Consider the following 15,006-nt stretch of genomic DNA (forward strand, 5'->3'; position numbering starts at 1 on the left):
CCGCCGCATCAACTGGGCATTTCGGCGCGCGTTTCAAAGCAACCGGATCATCCATAGCCAGACCGTCGATATGTCGAACAGAAGTCCAGCATCGACCGTGTCCGCTATCCAGAAAAACGTCGTAATCCCAGCCGGCCGAAGGCGTGAATGTCACGGCTGGCGGCTCGCATCCAGTGGTCCCACCATACTGTCCGGCGTAACTGCTCATAGCCAGCGATAACGTAATCGGTTTCCCAGCCGGGACCACATACTCCCTGACAAGGTCCTTGTTCACGAGACCATCGCTTCGCATCCATGCGCGCGGACTCGGCGGCATGCCGATCACCACGCTTCGCGATGAATATTTCCACGAGGCAAGGAAGCCGTCCGACACCCTCACACCCGTTGTGTCGCTCCATGGTTTGTAGCAACTCCCCGGCCAGAATGAGGCGCTCCGTGCCGGGCCGTTCGCCGACAAGATTCTCACACGCGCTGATACGGTCGGATCGTAGTCCGGGGTGAGGGTGTCGACATAATGAGTCGGTTGCAAGAAGGCGCATGCAGCCAGCAGTGTCGTAGGTGTTACGAGAAAGACAATTTTTGAAATCGAACCGAACATTTTCACTCGACAGATATGGAGGTTTTCACGGGCGATCTGGACGTCGGCCTGCACGAGCATTCCCACGATTCGAGATCCACCCGCGCTTACGTTTGTGCCAAACATACGCCCATCGTTTGCACGGGGTGCCCGTACCTGGTTGACCGTTTGGCTTTGACAGATTCACCGAAATGCTATTCACGGCATCCCGGCACCGATCTCTTGCAGTTCCCTCGTTCGGGAGACACCGAATCTTCTCGCTCCCGTTTGGGAACTCGACCGCTCAACCCGTGTGCGATTCGAACTCCATCTTGCTCAGCACGCCACTCGCATTGTCGAAATAGAACGTTGCCGTCTTCGTAGTGCCTACCGGTATGCCAACGAACACGACGCCGACCGCTGCTCGCCTAACATACCGATATGTCCAGATTTCATAGCCACCAGCGGTCGACTTGGTCGATGGCGCGCCGAGTTGTTCAACAACTTGATCGCGTGTGGCAGTGCCGACTACGAATTGCTGCTTCAATGACTCCTGCGACGCATCCGAAATTTTTTGCGCGCCCTCTCCCGGGGCGACGGATACGGCACAGCTGACTAGCGAAGATGCCACCAAAACCCCGAAAGCAACTTTAATTAAAATCTTCATCTTTTAATTTCCCCGATTTAAATCATAAATAAAACATCCTGATGTGCCCGACGCTTGCTCTCAGCCTGCACCAAATACAACCATCGCTGCCGCATGACCCGTGCTCCACTTTCGCTCGTCCGGATGCAACTGCTTGTTGTAGGATCATTTCAACCCTGTTCCATCTTCGCTATAAACGTGGCGCCTCCCACAAACTTCGTCGCATCGACACTTCCGGGGCGGAGAACAGCGCATGTAAAAGGTAGGTTGAACAGCAAGCAATCATCGAGATTTATTTCAAACCACGTGGAACCCTGGAACGTCTCTATCTCCTCCTGAGTAGCACTAAACCGATATGCGATCACGGGACTTCCGGACCCCAGAAGATCACACACACGAACCACGTAAAAGCGGTCGGAGTTTTCAGCCCGAAAAGCATTCGCTAGACGGCGCGCATCCTCATCAAAGAGCGCCTTGTCGTCAACCTCGCAAACGCACCAACGATGGTGAGTGACTTCCGCACTGTCAAGCAAACCATCCGCGCCCAAGATTTTCCGAACATCGACGAGAACTCCATCATCGAATTCAGTGCGCCTATTACCTCGTTCGATCCCTGCCTCTGGCACCCCTCGGAGCTTGTGGTGTACAAGCTGGTCTATCTTATTATTCATTTAGTTATACATATTACAATTTGTAACATTCCGTCAATATATCAAAACGCGACACACTTGATCTCGAAAATGTCAGACGTTTGTCGTGTCGGCGCCACAGCGAGCCGTGCCCCTTATTCGGCTGGCCGGCACAGGCCACGCGCGTGCGAAAGCGCCGCGACTCGTATATGCTTCAGACACAGGCCGTACGCCGTCTTGCCGCTGCTGCGCCGGTTCGGCCAGGCCGTTGCCCCGTTTCGTCGGGCGTTTCGATCCTCGGCGAAGCGAAGGCATCACCCTCTTCAATGTTGCCAAGTCGGGTGTCATCGTGAGAGTCCGAGGCCCTTTGGTCAGGTGGGAACGTCCTCAGCCCGCGAGGTGTCTTCGCGCTGATCGCGCCCCTGCCGACGGCCGCTGCGGCAAGCTTGCGTTTCGCCGCTTCCTGTCCGTCTTCACGGTCTTGTCCAGCCGTTCCGTTCGACGTCACAACGCTACCGCCCCACGCGCATCCATCGCCGTGCACACCGACGAAGTCGCTTCGCTGCTGCCGTAGCGTCCCTCACCTTCCGTTCATCCATGTCATCTGCCTGCGTGCTTTTCGCGCGCACGGCATGGCGTCGCTCGCCCCGCGCACGATCGCGTCATATGCGAACCGTGTCGGGCCCGCGCGCGCCCGCGACGCGGCGAGAAACACCTGGCTTTTGATGACGCGCGGCGCCGCGCGCTGACGACAGTCCGCTTTTTATCGATTGCTGCGTCAACAGCGTACCGGGCCGCTATGGTCGCCGTTCATCGCGATACCGGGCGAGCCGCGCTTTTTCGGCGGGCGGGGATTGCCCGCAACACAACGAGAGAACGATCATGCATGACATCGACGAATTCCTGAAAAAGCATCACATCACCGAAATCGAAGCGATCATCCCGGACATGGCGGGCGTCGCGCGCGGCAAGATCATCCCGCGCAGCAAGTTCGAGTCCGGCGAAGCGATGCGGCTGCCGCAGGCCGTCATGATCCAGACGGTGACGGGCGACTATCCCGCCGGCAGCGCCCTCACCGGCGTCACGGACCCGGACATGGTCTGCGTCCCCGACCCGTCGACGATCCGCATCATCCCCTGGGCCGTCGATCCAACGGCCCAGGTCATTCACGACTGCGTTCACTTCGACGGCACGCCCGTCGAGATCTCGCCGCGGCGCGTGCTGCGCCGCGTGCTCGAGCGCTATGCGGCAAAAGGCTGGAAGCCCGTCGTCGCACCGGAGCTCGAGTTCTATCTCGTCGACATGAACAAGGACCCGGACTTGCCGCTTCGCCCGCCCATCGGCCGCACGGGCCGCGCGGAGACGGGCCGGCAAGCCTACTCGATCGACGCCGTCAACGAGTTCGATCCGCTGTTCGAGGACATCTACGAATATTGCGATGTCCAGGAGCTCGAGATCGATACGCTGATTCATGAAGTCGGCGCGGCGCAGATGGAAATCAATTTTTTGCACGGCGATCCGCTGAATCTCGCGGACCGCGTCTTTCTCTTCAAGCGAACGGTGCGCGAGACGGCCTTGCGACACCAGATGTACGCGACGTTCATGGCCAAACCGATGGAAGGCGAGCCGGGCTCGGCCATGCATGTGCACCAAAGCATCATCGACGAAGCGAGCGGGGACAATCTGTTCACGACCCGCGAAGGCGAGCCGGCCCCGTTCTTCTACAGCTATCTGGCCGGTCTGCAGAAATACACGCCGGCGCTGATGCCGATCTTCGCGCCGTATATCAATTCGTACCGGCGTCTGTCGCGCTTCATGGCCGCGCCGATCAATGTGCATTGGGGCTATGACAACCGAACGGTCGGCTTTCGCATCCCGCACTCCCGACCCGCGGCGCGCCGCATCGAAAACCGCATCCCGGGCGTCGATTGCAACCCCTATCTCGCCATCGCGGCGACATTGGCCGCGGGCTATCTCGGCATGACTCAAAACCTCACGCCGACCGAGCCGCTCTCGAGCGACGGCTATCGGATGCCTTATCAACTCCCGCGCAATCTCGAAGACGGGCTCACGCTGATGGGTGCCTGCGAGCCGCTCGCGGAAATCCTCGGGGAGCCGTTCGTGAAAGCCTATCTCGCACTGAAGGAAACCGAATACGACGCGTTTTTCAGGGTCATCAGTTCCTGGGAGCGCAAACATCTGCTGCTGCATGTCTGAGCGCAACGGAGGCGCTATGAATGACGAATTACAACGATCCGCGGACATCGACGTGCAAGCGAAACAGGCTCACCCGCCGGCACGCAGCACCGCCGAATACCGCGAGCTCGATGCCGCGCATCACCTTCATCCGTTCTCGGACATGGGCACGCTCAACCGCCTGGGCAGCCGAGTCATCGTGAAGGCGCAGGGCGTTTATCTCTGGGATTCGGACGGCAATCGCATCATCGACGGCATGGCGGGCCTCTGGTGTGTGAACGTCGGCTACGGGCGGCGCGAATTGGCCGAGGCCGCGTATCGGCAGATGCGGGAGCTGCCGTACTACAACACCTTCTTCAAGACGACGCACCCCCCCGTCATCGAACTTTCGGCCCTGCTCGCCGAATTGACGCCGCCGCCCTTCACGCACTTCTTCTATTGCAATAGCGGTTCGGAAGGCAACGATACGGTCCTGCGCACGGTCTACCGCTATTGGGCGACCCTAGGCCGTCCGAGCAAGAAATATGTCATCTCGCGCAGAAACAGCTACCACGGCTCGACGGTTGCCGGCGCGACACTCGGCGGGATGGATTACATGCACGAGCAGATGCCGTCGAAAGTCGAGCACATCGTCCATATCGATCAGCCCTACTACTTCGGCGAAGCGCAAGCCGATACCCCACCCGAGGCGTTCGGCCTCGCGCGTGCGCGGCAGCTCGAAGCGAAGATCCTCGAGCTTGGTGCGGAAAACGTCGCGGCCTTCATCGGCGAGCCGTTCCAAGGCGCGGGCGGCGTCATTGTCCCACCGTCGAGCTACTGGCCCGAGATCCAGCGGATCTGCCGAAAATACGACGTGCTGCTCGTGGCCGACGAGGTCATCGGCGGGTTCGGCCGCACCGGCGAGTGGTTTGCGCATCAGCACTTCGGCTTCGAGCCCGATCTGATGACACTCGCCAAAGGGCTCACGAGCGGTTATGTCCCTATGGGCGCGGTGGCGTTGACCGAGCGCATCGCCCAACCGATCATCGAGAACGGCGAGTTCAACCACGGGCTCACCTATTCCGGCCATCCCGTTGCTGCCGCTGTGGCGCTAGCCAACCTCGAGCTTTTACGCGACGAACAAATCGTCACGCGCGTGAAAACCGATACGGGGCCCTATTTCCAGGCGTGCCTACGCGAAGCGTTCGCCGGCCATCCGATCGTCGGTGAAATTGCCGGCGCCGGCCTCGTCGCAGGATTGCAGCTGGCCGAGAATCCAGCTGCCCGCCGGCGCTTCGCGCAGGGCGGCGAAACGGGCGCGCTGTGCCGGGATCTGAGCTTCGGCAGCAATCTCATCATGCGGGCCTCGGGCGACCGCATGCTGCTCTCGCCTCCGCTCGTCATCTCGCGCAGTGAGATCGACGAGCTCGTCTCGAAGGCCCGGCACGCAATCGACGCCACGGCGCTGGAGCTCGGCCTCGCCTGAGCGCACTGCGGGGCGGCACGCGAGCCACCCGGGGCGAAGCCGCTCAGGGCGTCGGGGCGTCTGCGCCCCGCCACGCTTGCGTAGCGATGAGCTTCGCCGCGCGCCGCGCCGCGTCCCACCAGACCACGCGAAGAAGCGGCGCATGCTGCGCGATGAATATCGCCTGCACCGGGTCGCTTTCGATGAAGTGCGTGCAGGCCAATTCGAGCGCCGCTTCGGCCTTGTACGCGGCAACCTGTTCGGGATGTTCGCCATGTCTCGACGGGTCGCGCATGACGAGACGCAGATGGGCGTAACCGTGGCGGGCGAGCCAATCCGCCGTGCGCGCCCGGTCGATTTCAGGCCGGCCCGTCACGATGGCCTGCGTCCGCGAGAAATCGATCTGCGGCAAATGCTCGAATGGCAATAGTGCATCGCGTTCCTCGAGTGCCGCCATCAGATCGGCATCGTATCGATGCGGCGGGACGTCGGGAAGCAGCACGCCATCGAGATCGATCGCATAGACGGCAAATTCATGGTCCTCGCCGATCGGCCCCAGCGTGCCCGCCTGTGTGTGCTGCCACCGTGCACGGTAGCGATCCGTATACGCATGCCGCTCCCAGGGAAGCAGCGCAAAATAGCCGCGACAGTCCATGCCGTAATCGGGCCGCATACGGCTCAGATCGTCGAAGACGACGGTCAGCGTCTTGACGACGAGCCCCTGCTCGCGCAGGAAGCTCACGCAATCGGCCAGCGTGTGTCCCGCGCCGGCGATGTCCTCGCAGACCAGTACCTTGCTGCCGCGCGCCGGCAGCGGCACCGACGAATCCCATACCGCGGTCCGTGTGGCCCGTTCGTACCGCAAAAAGGCTGGCACGGCGCCCGTGGCATGAGAAACGAGCGTGGCTGGCCAAGCGCCACCGCGCAAAATCCCGACGGCATGCGTGAAGCCCTCGCGGGCAAGTTCGGGTTGCAGCGAGGCGATCCAATGATCGATCTGTTCGTACGTGAGCGGCAATACCGGCTTGTCCATGACGAAGCGCGCGGAGGTCCATGACTGAAACAAGCCGACAGTCTAGCGCAGCGGCGTACGCCGGATGTGCCAGACGCGCCGCTCGCTAGCGCTATTTCGCTTCGTGCACCGGTCGCCGCTCGACGAACGCGCCGTATTCGCGTTCGAGATACGGTGCCGCATGCTCGAGCAGGAAACGTCTGAAGAGCACGCAAGTCGGCGAAAGCTGCTTCGTGCGCATATGCACGATCTGCCACGTTCGCTCGATGGGTGTACCGTTCACGTCGAGCAAGGCGAGCTCGCCCGAGCGCAGCTCCAGCTGCAACGTATGAAGCGAAATGAGGCTCACCCCCATGCCCGCGATCACGGCCTGTTTGATCGTTTCGTTGCTGCCGAGCGTGATGATCTTGGCCGGCGAAAAAAGGTGCTGCCGAAACATCTCCTCGGCCGCCATGCGCGTGCCGGAACCGGGCTCGCGCAGCAGGAACTTCTCGCCGCGCAGCTCCTGCAAATCGAACCGTCTGGCTGCGACGAGCGGATGATCGACGGGCGCGATCATGACCTGCGGGTGGAATGCGAGCGGCTCGACGGTCGTATCGAGTTCGGCCGGCGGGCGGCCCATCAGCGCGAGATCGATGGCGTTGTCCTGCAGCATCCGCAACAGCGATTCGCGGTTGCCGACCGAGAAATGCACATCGACCTTCGGATACTGACGCGAATAGAGCGCGAGCAGCTTAGGCGCGAAGTAGGTCGCGGAGCTGACGATGCCCACCGCGATCGATCCGCTGTCGGCCAGTTGCAGCGACATCATGGCGTCTTCCGCATCCTTGATCTCGCCGAGGATACGGCTCGCATGATGCGTCAGACGCTCGCCGGCTTCGGTCAGTGTCAGCCGTCGCGCGACGCGCTCGAAAAGCGCAAGCCCGATCGCGTCTTCGAGCTGCCGAATCTGCATCGAGATCGCCGGCTGCGTCAAATGCAGTTCCTCGGCCGCTCGAGCGAAGCTCACGTGACGGCTCGCGACGATGAAGATTTGCAGCTGACGCAGCGTCAGCGAGCGAATGAAGTTCACGTTTGACTGCTTCGTCGAAATGCAACGCTCGCCGCGGCGCGGCGCGAGCTCGCACCGCGAACGCCCGGGCAACCCGCGTCAGCGGCTCGCGCGGGGAGCGTCACCGGGCTTGGCGGGAGGCGGACCTCCGGGCGGCGTCAGCTTGCTCACCGCGGCCTGGAAGCTGAGCGTTTCTGTTTTCACGGGGTGAGCAAAATCGTCGTTCGGCCCCGGCACCTCGGTGCGGATCAGCGCAATCCGTCCGGGCAGTGCGTCGGCGAGTTCAAACGTATAGCGTTTGCCGGTGTAGCGTGCAAAGCGCTCCGCGTTGGGATCGTGCAAGTAAGGCTGGATGACGATCTGCCGCACCGCGACTGTCTTGCCGCCGATATGCTCCGTCGCCGATACGATCTTCGGTCCCTCGGCCAGCGCAAGACGCACCCGCTTTTGGAAATAACGCCGCTGCCCGCCTGTCAACGCCTCCATCTCCGCGATATCGCGTTCGAGGAAATAGATGACGACGGGATTGCAGGGCAGCCCGCTCGTCGGCAGCGGGTGCTCGCCGCCGCGATCGGACACCTTGGCATCGCCCTTCGCATTGCCCTTGCTCGCGACGAGCACGCGCACGACATCGGGAGGCTCGGCCTTTTCTCCGGCCGCCACCATCGCATAGTCGAGTTCCGTCTGGGCCGGCACCTCGTGCAGATGGTCGATCTCGAAGATCAAATGTTCGGCCGCGGTAATCGCGGCCGACGGCTGGGGCTCCACCGCACTCGCCTCCGCCGCCGCGAAGGCGCCGGCACACGCGAGCGCCATGCCCCCTGCAGAGGCGAGCGCGATGACCGCACGCATACGCGCCCTCATTGCGAGCCGCCCGCGCCGGACGATTGCGTCGCCTCCGCACGCTCGAGCAGTGGCACGTTATAGCTCGACAGAATTCGATCGATCTTGCCTTGATTCGCCGAAATCCACTGATCGACCTTGTCGTGCCAGGCCTTTTCGCCATAGCGGACACCCATCGAAATCTCGTAGTCGAAATGGATGCCCTTTTGCGGCGGAAACGGCACGATTCTCACTTTTTCACCCGATTGCTTGGCGAAGTAGCCGGCAATCGGGCCCCAGACGAATGCAACATCGATGTTGCCCGATGCCAGATCGTGCTCGATCATCTCGCCCGGGTACGCTTGCGGATCGCCGCTTTGAACCTGATAGGACATCGCCTGGTCGATCAAGCCGTGAGCGAGCAGCCAGTCGACTGCCGGCGTTTGCGAGAAGATGCCGAAGCGCAGCTTGTGCAGCTCGTCGGCGGGCAGCTTGAGCAGATCGTCCGGCGTTTTAACCGATGCGAACTCAGGCTTGTTCGGCACCACCATCGCATAAGTCGAGTGCAGATACGCGTGCGTCGTCGACGTCAGCTCGTACCCCTTCGGCACGCCGATGATGAGATCGCATTTGAAGCGATCGCTGTCGGCAACTTTCTCGCGCAGCGTATGCCGCACGAAACCCATGCGCTGCGGGAAATAGGTGTACTCGACCTTGTAGCCGAAATCGTGCGCCATCTCCGCTGCGATCTTGTTCTCGTAGCCCTCGCCCTTGTCGTTGGATAACGGCATGTTGTGCGGATCGGCGCAGACTCTGAGCACGCCATCCGCGCCGTCGTTGTTGGGCAGCGCGGGGCCGTCCGCACGCACGGCGGCGCTCGCGAGCGCCGCGCAGCACAGCGCGGTGGCCGACAGTACGATATGCACGGACATTGATTTGCTATGACGCATCCGGTGTCTCCGGGAAGTGACGGCGCGAGCGTTACTTGCTGTCGATGGCACTCAGATCGCCGGGGTTGATCTTCCCGTCCGAGCGCCCTTTCAGATAAGCGTACAGGTCCTGCCAATGGTCCTGCATTCTCTTGCTCGCGCTGAAATCGGGCATGCCCTTGGCAAGACGGCCGCCGAAGACGGTCCGCTTGAATTCGTTCTTGTCGATGACCTTGAGTGCGTCGATGAGGGAGGGTCCGACGAGCCCCTGCTGCTGCGGCCCGTGGCAACGCTGACAATCGAGCGCACGCCATGTCTTCCAGCCCTGCAGCGTATTCTCGTCGACCTTGTTGCCGTCCACGACCTTATACGCCACCTGCTGCGCCTGCGCCGGCTGGTTCTGGGCATAGACGACGGGCAATGCGACAACGGCGGCGGCGAGTGTCGTCGACAACAAGATGGTACGGCCTTTCATACAACGTCTCCTTCGATATAGTGATGCCCCGGGACGCTGCGTTGGCGTGCCGTCGTGGCGGGCGAGTGAAAATGTCGATACTGCTCGATGCTTGAAACCGCCGCGCGCCCGTCGCCCGCTCCTAAAAGCCGATCGGTGACGCGCGGCGTATACCGCTACAACCTACTGCTACGACACGGTACTAGGGCTCAGCTCTTTTCGCCGCCGGGCAGGGCGAACACGAACAGCGTGCCGCCGAGCGCCGTGTACTTGGCCAGTTCGCGATAACCGCCCACGGCACCGAGACCTTCGGTCGACTTCTTCAGACCCGCGGCGAGCCCGATGCCGGCCCATCCGCCGATACCCGAGTAGACGCCGACGTACTGCTTGCCGTTGTACTGGTAGGTGAAGACGTTGCCGATGATGCCCGAGGGCGTCTTGAACTTCCAAAGCTCCTTGCCCGTCTTGATGTCAACTGCCTTGAGATAGCCTTCGAGCGTGCCGTAGAACACGATATTGCCGGCCGTGGCCAATGCACCGGACCACACGGAGAACTTCTCGGGCTTGGACCAGACGATCTTGCCCTTGGACGCATCCCATGCAATGAAGTTGCCCATTGCCTTGTCGACCGTCTTGCCGGCGTTCGCGGCGCCCACGCCCGGGTCGTTCGGCCCCGGATACATCGACAGCGTCGCGCCGACATACGGCTGACCGGCCGTGTAATCGACTTCGAACGGCTCATAGTCCATGCACACGTGGTTCGTCGGTACGAGGAAGAGGCTCGTCTTCGGATCGAAGGAAGCCGGCTGTTCGTCCTTCGAGCCAAGCGCCGACGGGCAGATGTTCTTCACGTTGTGATCGGGGCCCGCTGCCTGCGTCGAATAGGCAGCGTTACGAATCGGCAAGCCGCTCTTCATATCGATACGATCGGCCCAGTTGACGGCCGGGTCGTACTTTTGCGCGACCAGCAATTGGCCCGTCTCGCGGTTCAGCGTATAGGCAAAACCGTTGCGGTCGAAGTGGACGATCGCGGGCGTCTTCTTGCCGTTGATCATGAGGTCCGACAGAATCATTTCATTGACCCCGTCGTAGTCCCACTCGTCGTGCGGAGTCATCTGATAGACCCACTTCGCCATGCCGGTGTTCAGGTCACGCGCGAAGATGGTCATCGACCACTTGTTGTCGCCCGGTCGCTGCGTCGGGTTCCAGGTGCCCGGGTTGCCCGAGCCGTAGTAGACGAGGTTCAGCTTCGGATCCCACGCATACCAGCCCCACGTCGTGCCGCCGCCGATCTTCCATTGATCGCCCTTCCAGGTCTTGAGCGAAGAGTCCTTGCCAACGGGCATCATTTTGCCGTCGGTATAGGTCATCGTTTTGTCGGGGTCGAGCAGGATCTCGTTGTCGGGGCCCGTGCTGTACGCCGTCCAGGCCGGCTTGCCCGTCTTGATGTCGTACGCGATGACGCGCCCGCGCACGCCGAACTCGCCGCCCGAGATGCCCGTCAGCACCTTGTCGCCGAAGACATGCGGCGCGTTGGTGTTGGTTTCGCCCTTCTTGGGATCGCCATTCTTCACCGTCCAGACGACATCGCCTGTTTTCGCGTTGAGTGCGACGAGCGTCGTATCGGCCTGCTGGAGGAAGATCTTGCCGTCGCCATAAGCCAGGCCGCGATTCACGGTGTCGCAACACATCACCGATACGACCTGATCTTCCTGCTTCGGCTGATACTGCCAAAGAAACGTTTGGTCCTTGAGGCTGATCGCCGTCACGTTGTTCGGAAACGGCGTATGGATATACATCGTGTCGCCGATCACGAGCGGCGAGCCCTCATGGCCGCGCAACACGCCCGTCGACATCGTCCATACCACCTGCAGGTTCTTGACGTTGCCGGCGTTGATTTGATTGAGTGTGCTGTAACGGTGATTGTCGTACCCGCCCGACTGGGAAGCCCAGTTCGCGGAGTTCTTGATTGCCGAGTCAAGCTCTGAATCCGCGTTCGCTGCGAGTGTGGTAAAGCCCGCCGATGCGAGAATCGCGAGCCCAAGAACCGTGGTGCGTAAGTTCATGTCTCCTCCAGAATTGTCTTGCAGTTCAACTCACGAATGACCCACGCTACTCATCGCATCGGGCGCGCCCTCTCGAATGCGGGTAACGATCCAACGCTTGTGTCCCGCTTCGGCGGCGGGCTTCATGGCGTATCGCGCTCCAACGCATAATCCATGCCGATGCGCGTCACAGCACGCACGGCCGGCACACCCGAGGTCGTCCCGACGCCCATCGCATGGCCCTCGGCCGCAACCGGACACGCGCGCGGATGGGTGCCGAACGTCGCCCGGCACGGATAGAGGGGCGCCCGGCCGCAACGGTTCGTGCGGCACGCTGCACGCGGAGCGAGACATACTGTGTCAAAACCGCGATAGCGCAACGGCTGGCGCGGCACAATGCCGTTCGCCTTTCGGCGGGATGGGGGTTTTCCTTTAGCCGACGGCCGCTTTCGCGCTTTATGCTGTTTGAGTTCCCGGTGTGTTTCCGCAGTGTTTCTGCGCTTTTTGTATAGTCGAGGTCGAACGGACTTTTTCCGCATGGAGACAACGACCATGAGCCAATCCGAACACGTCTATTCCGACGACGAGATCCGCGCACGTCTCGCCGGTCCGCTCGAGCACTGGTATCTCGAAGACGGGTGGCTGCGGCGCAAGTACAAGACCGAGAGCTGGAAAGGCACGCTGATGGTCGTCGCGACGATCGGTCACTTGGCCGAGGCCGCATGGCATCACCCGGATCTCACGGTTTCCTATGCGTTCGTCATCGTCAAGCTGAAGACGCACACCGCGAAGGGCATCACCGACAAGGACTTCGCGCTTGCGCGCAAGATCGAGGAGGTCGTGCAATGGCAACCCGGCCGCGAAGGCGGGCCGCTCGAAGGCACACCATCCAACGATCAGCGCTTTCGCTACATCAAATACGACGCACCCAAAGACGCGCCGCAAAGCTGAATGCCCCTGACGCGCGCGCCGCGCAATCCGTGACAGTGTGCGTCTGGGCCGGCACAAACCGCTGAGCGGGCCGCGGATGACGCGCTGTCACGCCGAAAGCGGCAGTGCCGCCGCCCCGCGCGTCGGCGCGCTCGATCGGGCATGGTACGTCTCGTGCTTGGCAACGTCTCGCGCATGTGGCGCTGGCTCGAGCCGGCGCTTTCACCGGACCGCCACGCCATCACGAGGACCACGCGATGCCGCTTCATTTTCGCCGCACGTCGGCGCCCAGCACGGTGACCATCGACGCCCCGGCCCGGCTTCATCTCGGCTTTCTGGATCCGAGCGGATCGCTCGGTCGTGTGTTCGGCAGTCTCGGGCTCGTAATCGACGGGGCCGGCACCGAGCTCGAAGCGCGTCTGGCTGAAACGGATTCCATCGCGGGCACGATGACCGACAGCGAACGCGCCCGCATCGGCTGGTGTCTCGAACGGCTGCATGCGGCATACGGCCCGACGCCCGTCGCGTTCAACGTCCTGCGCACACCGCGAGCGCATAGCGGCCTGGGCTCGGGCACCCAGCTCGCACTGACGATCGGCGCAGCCTACGCGCGGCTCACGGGGCTCACGACCACCACCGCCGAGCTCGCCCACTTGCTCGGCCGCGGCGGGCGCTCGGGCATCGGCATCCTCGGTTTCGATTCGGGCGGCCTGCTGCTCGACGGCGGCGCGCCGCGCGATCGCCGTGGCGCAGGCGTGCCGCCTCTCGTCGCGCGCCAGCCTTTTCCCGATGCGTGGCGCGTCATGCTCGTCACGGACACCTCGCGCGAAGGCCTCTCTGGCGAAGCGGAACGGCGCGGGCTTGCGGCGCTTGCGCCGTTTCCGCAGCAGTTGGCGGCTCACCTTTGCCATCTTGCGCTGATGCGGATTCTGCCCGGGGCAGCCGATGGCGATTTCGATGCCTTCGCGCACGGCATCACCGAAATGCAACAGATCATCGGCGAGTACTTCGCGCCGGTGCAAGGCGGCGTATTCGCCAGCCCCGATGTCGAAGCCGCGTTGCGCGCGGCGGCGGCCGGGCGGCCCGCCGGCATCGGCCAGACCTCGTGGGGCCCGACGGGGTTTGCCTTTTTGCCAAGCGCGCTGGAGGCCGACGCGGCGCTCCTCGCGGCGCGCGCCGCGGTTCGCGACAAGCCCCATATCGAATGCGCGGTGTGCGCCGCGCGCAATCGCGGCGCGGTGATCCGCGTTGCGGGTGCGCGCGAAGCGCGCGTCGACGCCGCATGAGCCCCGGAGCATTCGGCGCCGCTGCATCCCCTGCCGCCCCAACCACACGACCTGCGAGTTGTTGCCATGTCAGAAGCCACTGAAAGGCCTTACATCCTCCATATGCTCACGGCCACGCCGCAGATGAGCCCGTTCGATGTCAACATGGCGGCCGACGCCGGCTACCAGGTGATCGTGCCGTATTGCGGGGTCGACGCAAGCATGGTCACCAATCTCACGCAGGACGCCATTTTTTCGCGGGGGCCGAAAGGCGTGTCGCGTACGGGCATTTTCATCGGCGGACGCGACGTGATGCTCGCGGCGGATATGCTCGAGATCGCGCGCAAGGCCATGGTGCCGCCGTTCGAGGTTTCGGTGTTCGCCGATCCGAGCGGCTCGTACACGACCGCCGCGGCGCTCGTCGCACTCGTCGAGCGCCATATGAAGCGCGCGCATGGTATGGAACTCGGCGGCAAGCGCGTGTTGATCCTCGGCGGTACCGGCGCCGTCGGCCGGGTCGCGGCCGCGATGGCGGCCTCGCTGGGCGCGGACGTGACCATCGCCAGTCACGGCTCGCTCGCGCGCGCGAGGCAGGTCAGCGATGAGGTCAACCAACGCTTCGGCATTACGACGACGGCTGTCAGCACCGCCGGCGAAGACGATCTGCACGCCGCGCTCGCCGATACGGAGATCCTGATGGCCTGCGCGACGGCAGGCATCCAGGTGGCCAGTGCCGCGGATCTCGCGCATGCGAGGCGTCTGCTCGTCGCGGCCGACGTGAACGCCGTGCCGCCCGAAGGCATCGCCGGCGTCAACGTCATGAACGACGGCAAGCCCATCGGGCCGTCCGGCGATGCGGGCCCGGTCGGCATCGGCGCGCTTGCGATCGGCAACGTCAAGTACCAGGTCGAGCACCGGCTGTTCGTTCAGATGCGCACGAGCAGCAAGCCCGTCTATCTGGGCTTTCCGCAAGCCTTCGACGAAGCGCGCGCCGTCGCCGCAGGTCTCGGTTGACCGGCAGGCCATG

General features: G+C 62.7%; 14 protein-coding genes. 6 read left to right on the forward strand and 8 right to left on the reverse strand.

The annotated features are described in order from the left end of the window. Together VGL01_RS00300 and VGL01_RS00305 are read right to left on the reverse strand one after the other, a co-directional pair. Window positions 1–658, reverse strand: a 658-nt coding sequence (locus VGL01_RS00300; protein WP_331566090.1) for a hypothetical protein, incomplete at its 3' end; no start/stop codon positions are given. Between the two features lie 202 nt (window positions 659–860). Further along, window positions 861–1,223, reverse strand: a complete 363-nt coding sequence (locus VGL01_RS00305) for a hypothetical protein (protein ID WP_331565915.1) — start codon at window positions 1,221–1,223, stop codon at window positions 861–863. Window positions 1,224–2,180: 957 nt separating this feature from the next. On the opposite strand from VGL01_RS00305, the gene VGL01_RS00310 reads away from it, so the two are divergent. The 3 genes from VGL01_RS00310 (at window position 2,181) to VGL01_RS00320 (ending at window position 5,492) form a co-directional block, all read left to right on the forward strand. Next, entirely contained in the window at window positions 2,181–2,405 is a 225-nt protein-coding gene (locus VGL01_RS00310) for a hypothetical protein (protein WP_331565917.1), read from the forward strand. A 308-nt stretch (window positions 2,406–2,713) separates the two neighbouring features. Beyond that, window positions 2,714–4,048 (forward strand): glutamine synthetase family protein, encoded by a 1,335-nt coding sequence (locus VGL01_RS00315; RefSeq protein ID WP_331565919.1) that lies wholly within the window; start codon window positions 2,714–2,716, stop codon window positions 4,046–4,048. 16 nt (window positions 4,049–4,064) lie between these two features. Continuing rightward, window positions 4,065–5,492, forward strand: a complete 1,428-nt coding sequence (locus VGL01_RS00320) for an aspartate aminotransferase family protein (protein ID WP_331565921.1) — start codon at window positions 4,065–4,067, stop codon at window positions 5,490–5,492. Window positions 5,493–5,535: 43 nt separating this feature from the next. Here VGL01_RS00320 and VGL01_RS00325 read toward each other — a convergent pair whose 3' ends face one another. From VGL01_RS00325 to VGL01_RS00350, 6 genes are all read right to left on the reverse strand, one after another. Further along, the gene (locus VGL01_RS00325; RefSeq protein WP_331565923.1) at window positions 5,536–6,504 is read right to left on the reverse strand and encodes a phosphoribosyltransferase; all 969 of its coding nucleotides are present in this window, start codon (window positions 6,502–6,504) and stop codon (window positions 5,536–5,538) included. 91 nt (window positions 6,505–6,595) lie between these two features. Beyond that, window positions 6,596–7,555, reverse strand: a complete 960-nt coding sequence (locus tag VGL01_RS00330; protein WP_331565925.1) for a LysR family transcriptional regulator — start codon at window positions 7,553–7,555, stop codon at window positions 6,596–6,598. 78 nt (window positions 7,556–7,633) lie between these two features. After that, on the reverse strand, window positions 7,634–8,386 hold the full coding sequence (locus tag VGL01_RS00335; RefSeq protein WP_331565927.1) for a hypothetical protein: 753 nt from the start codon (window positions 8,384–8,386) through the stop codon (window positions 7,634–7,636). An 8-nt stretch (window positions 8,387–8,394) separates the two neighbouring features. After that, window positions 8,395–9,306, reverse strand: coding sequence for a substrate-binding domain-containing protein (locus VGL01_RS00340; RefSeq protein ID WP_331565929.1), 912 nt, complete (start codon window positions 9,304–9,306; stop codon window positions 8,395–8,397). Window positions 9,307–9,337: 31 nt separating this feature from the next. Next, a complete protein-coding gene (locus VGL01_RS00345) occupies window positions 9,338–9,760 on the reverse strand; it encodes a cytochrome c (RefSeq protein ID WP_331565931.1) in 423 nt (140 codons plus the stop codon). Window positions 9,761–9,948: 188 nt separating this feature from the next. Beyond that, window positions 9,949–11,805, reverse strand: coding sequence for a methanol/ethanol family PQQ-dependent dehydrogenase (locus VGL01_RS00350; RefSeq protein ID WP_331565933.1), 1,857 nt, complete (start codon window positions 11,803–11,805; stop codon window positions 9,949–9,951). A gap of 531 nt (window positions 11,806–12,336) precedes the next feature. On the opposite strand from VGL01_RS00350, the gene VGL01_RS00355 reads away from it, so the two are divergent. The 3 genes from VGL01_RS00355 (at window position 12,337) to VGL01_RS00365 (ending at window position 14,993) form a co-directional block, all read left to right on the forward strand. Further along, entirely contained in the window at window positions 12,337–12,735 is a 399-nt protein-coding gene (locus VGL01_RS00355; protein WP_331565935.1) for a 4a-hydroxytetrahydrobiopterin dehydratase, read from the forward strand. A 236-nt stretch (window positions 12,736–12,971) separates the two neighbouring features. Continuing rightward, window positions 12,972–14,000: a beta-ribofuranosylaminobenzene 5'-phosphate synthase family protein gene (locus tag VGL01_RS00360; protein ID WP_331565937.1), complete on the forward strand. Its 1,029-nt coding sequence runs from the start codon at window positions 12,972–12,974 to the stop codon at window positions 13,998–14,000. Between the two features lie 66 nt (window positions 14,001–14,066). Continuing rightward, window positions 14,067–14,993, forward strand: a complete 927-nt coding sequence (locus tag VGL01_RS00365) for an NAD(P)-dependent methylenetetrahydromethanopterin dehydrogenase (RefSeq protein ID WP_331565939.1) — start codon at window positions 14,067–14,069, stop codon at window positions 14,991–14,993. The last annotated feature ends 13 nt before the right edge of the window (window positions 14,994–15,006 follow it).

It is taken from the genome of Trinickia sp. (genome assembly GCF_036503415.1).
Lineage (GTDB): Bacteria > Pseudomonadota > Gammaproteobacteria > Burkholderiales > Burkholderiaceae > Trinickia.

Bases quoted from the DNA above. Each gene is read 5' to 3' on its own strand.
- VGL01_RS00360 (WP_331565937.1), top strand. From the start codon at position 12,972: ATGCCGCTTCATTTTCGCCGCACGTCGGCGCCCAGCACGGTGACCATC.
- VGL01_RS00335 (WP_331565927.1), bottom strand. From the start codon at position 8,386: ATGCGTGCGGTCATCGCGCTCGCCTCTGCAGGGGGCATGGCGCTCGCG.
- VGL01_RS00355 (WP_331565935.1), top strand. From the start codon at position 12,337: ATGAGCCAATCCGAACACGTCTATTCCGACGACGAGATCCGCGCACGT.
- VGL01_RS00325 (WP_331565923.1), bottom strand. From the start codon at position 6,504: ATGGACAAGCCGGTATTGCCGCTCACGTACGAACAGATCGATCATTGG.
- VGL01_RS00350 (WP_331565933.1), bottom strand. From the start codon at position 11,805: ATGAACTTACGCACCACGGTTCTTGGGCTCGCGATTCTCGCATCGGCG.
- VGL01_RS00305 (WP_331565915.1), bottom strand. From the start codon at position 1,223: ATGAAGATTTTAATTAAAGTTGCTTTCGGGGTTTTGGTGGCATCTTCG.
- VGL01_RS00345 (WP_331565931.1), bottom strand. From the start codon at position 9,760: ATGAAAGGCCGTACCATCTTGTTGTCGACGACACTCGCCGCCGCCGTT.
- VGL01_RS00320 (WP_331565921.1), top strand. From the start codon at position 4,065: ATGAATGACGAATTACAACGATCCGCGGACATCGACGTGCAAGCGAAA.
- VGL01_RS00365 (WP_331565939.1), top strand. From the start codon at position 14,067: ATGTCAGAAGCCACTGAAAGGCCTTACATCCTCCATATGCTCACGGCC.
- VGL01_RS00315 (WP_331565919.1), top strand. From the start codon at position 2,714: ATGCATGACATCGACGAATTCCTGAAAAAGCATCACATCACCGAAATC.
- VGL01_RS00340 (WP_331565929.1), bottom strand. From the start codon at position 9,306: ATGCGTCATAGCAAATCAATGTCCGTGCATATCGTACTGTCGGCCACC.